Origin of the sequence: Staphylococcus sp. HMSC65H10 (genome assembly GCF_001839185.1) — a bacterium.
Taxonomy (GTDB): Bacteria; Bacillota; Bacilli; order Staphylococcales; family Staphylococcaceae; genus Staphylococcus; species Staphylococcus simulans.
This window is the reverse complement of sequence record NZ_KV840319.1, coordinates 1-5,336: the sequence shown is the minus strand read 5'-3', so window position 1 is coordinate 5,336 and position 5,336 is coordinate 1. Positions and strand designations below refer to the sequence as shown.

Sequence of the window (5,336 nt, the reverse complement as noted above, 5' to 3'; positions counted from 1 at the left end):
TTAATCTCTGTGTTTTAGCTCACCAGTCCTATTTAACAGAGAGCCTTTTATTTTGTACAAGAAATTAGCAGCTCATAGATCTGCTAATTTCCTAATATTCACGGCCATACATGCTATGCCAACTTCTGTTTTAATAGAATGTCTGTAAGGAGCACTCAAATAAAACCCAAATCAACCTTCAGATTACCAAGAAAAGCTTATAGTACTCCCAAACCATATTTCTTCTAATTATTTTTAAGATATTAGATTTGGCTTTTAGATTTATACACTCATCTCTAAGTGGACAACCTACACAGTCATAACATTTTTCTCTTTATATTAACTTATTACCTTTTTATATTTTTCAAAAGAGTAAGTTTTGAGCGAATTATTTTTCTTTTCCAGTATCCTTACTAGTATCAATTTTTATGACATCGATGTAAACAACGTCTTCATCTATATAATTGTTAGTCACTAAAAAACTCTGAATTCTGTAAACCACTTTTTGATTAATTCATTATTTTTAGAATTAGAACGGAAACGATTAATAGTTTTATAACTAGGTGTCTGTTTTGAAATAGCCACATAAACCTAATACTGTCCTTTAAAGCAAATTCGATATGCATATAGAATTATTTTAAGCATCATACGTAAATTATAAGATGAAGAACCTCTATAATTTTGATATCTATTAAATATATCTTCAGAAATCTCTTCTACAATTTTATTAGTATGCCCTTAATTCTATTAAAAAATTACAGATATACTAATGATTTAATCATTACATATCCCCTTTACATGGTAGGCAACATTTACAGCAATGAAGTCTGCATGATAATATATAATCAAAGAAAAGGACAACTATTGGTAGTAGCTGTCCTTAAGGTAATAAAACGGTTACCAACGTTTATTTAATTCAAATTGTACTATCATTATATAAAATATAATCCACACGTGCAAGCCTCAATATTATTAAATAAAATTGAAATGTAGTAAAAGTTTTATTACCTCTGTCCAATAAAATTAAATGGAAAGAGGTTTTCATTATGTCTAATAAATTCTATTTAGAAGAACAGTATAAAGAACGTTTTTATCAATTACCTAAAGTTTTTTTCACAAATTCTACCTATAAAAAAATGTCAAATGATGCAAAAATTGCATATGCTATTCTTCGAGATCGACTAGAACTGTCCATTATAAATAAATGGGTTGATGCAGATAATGCAATCTATTTTATTTATACAAATGAAACTCTGGAAAACATTCTAAATGTAAGCAAACCTAAAGTAGTGAAAATCAAAAAAGAATTAGAAAATGCAAATTTATTAGAGCAAAAAAACAAGGTCTTAATAAACCTAACATGCTTTATTTAATGAAACCTAATGTTACTAATGACGATATTTATAAATTGCAACAAGATGAAAATATTGATAAAGCCAGTATTAACAAGGAAGTTAAAAATTTTAACTCTAATGATACTGATATTACAACTACTACAAAAAAAGAAAGCAGTAGTAGTAATATATTAAAATGGCTACGAAAAATTAATTTAGAATTTAATATTCCAATAACAACAGCATATCAAAAAGAATTAATCCCATTATTAATGAAATTTGATGAATCTATTATTTACTATGCAATACAATACGCTTCAAAACATGGAAAAAATCCAAAAGTATTCTTGCTTAAAGTTTTACAAAATTGGTCTGATAAGGGAATCAAATCATTAAGTGAAGTAATAAATTATAATGTTCAAACAACTGATAATATTACAAGTAAAGAATTAACTCCAAAATGGCTAAACAATCCTGAACAATTACGTAATAAACAATTGACACCAGAAGAACGAATAAAATTTGAAAAGCAACGCGAAGCATTTAAACAGCAATTAATCAAAGATTGGGAAAATTGATTCAATCGCCTATTTATATCAAATGGTAAGGTTAATATGAAACTTCTTAATAGAGTCTTGCTTTGTCATCTGTGATAATAACACAAGACTTTGATCAGAGTGTCAATGTATGATTAACAATAACAGTGCATTATTTATATAAATCTTGAAGGACATTTCAAGAGCAAGTGATTAATATAAATCTATATACGTAACATTGCACTATACATCCTAAAAATCGAAAGATAACTGACCACAGTAAACATCAAATATCACACATTCACGCATGTTTGAACTGTCAGACAAAACTATTTCTACATTAAGGGTTAGTAAAGATTTACAAAAGACAGAAAAAATACACTCAGAAAGTCTACAGATTTTCTGCAAGAGCATCATGATAATAAAGAGCATGAAACAAAAGAGCTGTTCAACAACTAACAATGGCAATGTTAAGCAGCAAGATAAAGACTATAATTTAAAGTTATTACAGTTTATGTTAAATTATATAGAAAAAATCTAAATTATATTATTGCTGATGGATCTACTAAAAACTCTCATTACATCACCTTTAATAATCTCTATAAGAATAGATATGAAAAATATATGGTGATATATGTATATTCAGATATTTATGATAAGAAAGTCAATAAAAATAAATAAAATTTCAAAAACTATGCAACATTGCTATTATGAGGTGAAAAAATAACTATTTTAATTTAATTTCTATCATTCAAGTGAAACTCAATCCAAATAGTGGTAAAGAAATTAAAAAATTTGACTTTCTTCTCATTATTATAGTTAAGAATGAGAGACTCCATTATCATCCAAAATACCTATTTTCGCCCACATATGCATACTTGCTGCTTTGAAATTATTATCATGTTGTTTTGTTTGTGTAGGGTGTTCCCACATTACAGACCATTTGTTAATGTGATCTAATTTAGCTGCTAATTTTTTTGCAGTACCTGCCGCATACGCAAAGATATTATATATTTTATCACCTTGTCCTCTGTGATAGCTTCTTAATGCCTTAACTAATGAATCCAATGTATGATTGACAATGTCAGTGTACGCTTCATCGTTGATATGAGAATATGAATTGATTTGATCTGAGATGTTGTTGAATAAGCACTTAATTTGGGCATCACTAAAGAAAGGTTGGTAACGTTGATATAATTCAAACGGTACACCTTCAGGACAAGCTCTGAAATATTTGATATTTTCAGTACATTTTAATTGGATTTGTTTTTTTCTACGCTTGTTACTTACAAAAGAATTTAATAGTTTTATAAAAGACATAGTTTCTTTCTTAACCTGAACATACGCTAATGCTTGCTGTGACTGGCTTTGATTGCGTTTTTTATCTACTTTACGACGTGACATTTGCGACGTGACATTAATAATTTTTTGCTGAACTTTTACAGGATTAATTGCATATGCATTAGCACCTTTGCCTCCGATTTTCGAACGCATTGTATTAATAACTGAAATGAAACCTTGTTCTTTTAGAAACTTGATATGACGTTTGATTGTACGTACTGATTTTCCAAGATGATCAGCAATCGTCTTAACTTTAATATGAGAGACACCAATAACTTTGCAGCTGTATTGTTTTAATAAGTTTAGCGTTTCATAATGTGCTTTGTTGATTTGCGCATTGTATTGTCTTACTGTATTATCCATTGCTTGAATTGAATCGAATGTTGCGTGTTCTTTTAGGTTTACTAATTGATATGCCATAATTTTTCCTTCTCCTTTATAGAGAACAAAAAAGAGTGTAAACCGATATTATCACGGCTTACACTCTTCATAGATGTTGGCATCAATGAGCGATATCTCTTCTTTCTAGTTTCATTTTGATACATTTATGTTGCAATTTTCCTTTTGTTCTTGTAACATAAGGGTATCAAATGAATAAGAAAGAAGGACACCTAAAGTGCGCCGATAGTTGTGGTATCGGTAGCGACTAATTACTGTTGACCGCAGTAATTAGTGCTGGTGTTCTTTTTTATTCTTTTATTTTAATATTATTTTAGCACTAATTATCAAAAATTAAAAGCGTTAACATAATATTAAAAAAAGCAGCTGAACAATAACTGATTTCAGATTATAGACAAACTATCGTTAAAAAACTGTAACGGTAGTTTGCTTTTTTATGAGTTTTTCGAAAACATGTATAAAAATTTTTACAATATAAATCCTCACGGACTTTTATACAAGCGACATAGCCACCTTTTTCGAATTCATTGCAACATAAGTAAATATCGTATAAATTGTCATCTTCTCTAAACTGTGGAAACGAGTTTATTTTATACCATGTTGCTCTTTAACATCATCAAATCTTCTTTAAACTTAAATCTTCAACTATAACTAAATTATCTTGCCATATGTGTCTTTTGGTTTTTTAATTGTTTATTTTCAGTGCATTTGTTCAATAGCAGGTATTCACGACATGCGTCAGAGTTTGATATATATTCTGTCCCCCCCATTTGTCATTGTTCTTTTGCAAGTTAAAAAATATCATTAGGACAGATATAACTACGATAATATTCATCGTAGATGAAATCACAACTTTTGAAGAACACTTCTTTTTTTACAAACGAGTATATGGCATCACAGGTAACATTAATTTTTTCAATAAGATAGTGTGCGTTAGCTGAAATCTTATAACTAGAATCAATTGCTAAATATCTCGCATTTAAACCTAATATCTCCATTATTTCTATACATAGATTTTAATTGAGTACTATCATGGATAATTCCTGGAGTGACATGTGAATCTGAAATAAAAACGTGTCTATCGACATATGCATATAGCAAATGGGAAAATTACTTTTCTCTCGCTCGATCTTTACATAATCACCAAACTCTGGATCAGTTTCATTTTATTTTTATAGGCTTTTTTAGAAAATTTACTTCATCATTAATTCTTTTTGATATGCTTTGGCTTCAGCTTCAATATGAATTGAATCGATAAAATTTTGCTTGGTATTAATAAGGCTGTTGTCAAAAGTAATTTTAAAGATGTGTTGGAAGATTTCTTCGAAAAATTGGTGGGTGTAGTTTTTGATAAAGTACTCAAATAAGAAGGTGTAAGCATAAACCAATAATTAAACATATTATTGCGAGAAACTTTATTAAATAATTTGAAAGGTTGGCTATTATAGAGATTTTAAGTATAATAAAGGTATTAAGATGAGGAAGTTGTATGAACTTTTTCTTCTTCTTCATAAAAAAAGAAAAAGGAAGTGAAGTTGTTGAAAAAATCCAATAAACGTTTAGATTTTTTACCTAACAAATTAAACAAGTATTCAATCAGAAAATTCACAGTAGGTACAGCCTCTATTTTAGTGGGAGCTACTTTATTTTTAGGAGTTAATAATGAAGCTCAAGCAGAAGAAATAATTAATTCAACAAATAAAGAACTTGCACCAAAAGAAGATAATACAGAAGCATTATCAGAAGA

The 5,336-nt window shown here is 28.5% G+C and carries 4 protein-coding genes; 3 read left to right on the top strand and 1 reads right to left on the bottom strand.

Going from position 1 to position 5,336, the window contains the following annotated elements:
- Positions 1–1,025: 1,025 nt before the first annotated feature.
- Together HMPREF3270_RS13725 and HMPREF3270_RS13895 are read left to right on the top strand one after the other, a co-directional pair.
- A complete protein-coding gene (locus tag HMPREF3270_RS13725; protein WP_070848441.1) occupies positions 1,026–1,352 on the top strand; it encodes a replication initiator protein A in 327 nt (108 codons plus the stop codon).
- Positions 1,340–1,891: a DnaD domain-containing protein gene (locus tag HMPREF3270_RS13895; RefSeq protein ID WP_070867161.1), complete on the top strand. Its 552-nt coding sequence runs from the start codon at positions 1,340–1,342 to the stop codon at positions 1,889–1,891. Before HMPREF3270_RS13725 ends, HMPREF3270_RS13895 begins: the two co-directional genes overlap by 13 nt.
- 777 nt (positions 1,892–2,668) lie before the next feature.
- On the opposite strand, the gene HMPREF3270_RS02995 is transcribed toward HMPREF3270_RS13895, so the two are convergent.
- On the bottom strand, positions 2,669–3,610 hold the full coding sequence (locus tag HMPREF3270_RS02995; protein WP_070848439.1) for a helix-turn-helix domain-containing protein: 942 nt from the start codon (positions 3,608–3,610) through the stop codon (positions 2,669–2,671).
- A 1,514-nt stretch (positions 3,611–5,124) separates the two neighbouring features.
- On the opposite strand from HMPREF3270_RS02995, the gene HMPREF3270_RS02990 reads away from it, so the two are divergent.
- The coding region (locus HMPREF3270_RS02990; protein WP_141763121.1) for a YSIRK-type signal peptide-containing protein at positions 5,125–5,336 on the top strand (212 nt) is incomplete at its 3' end.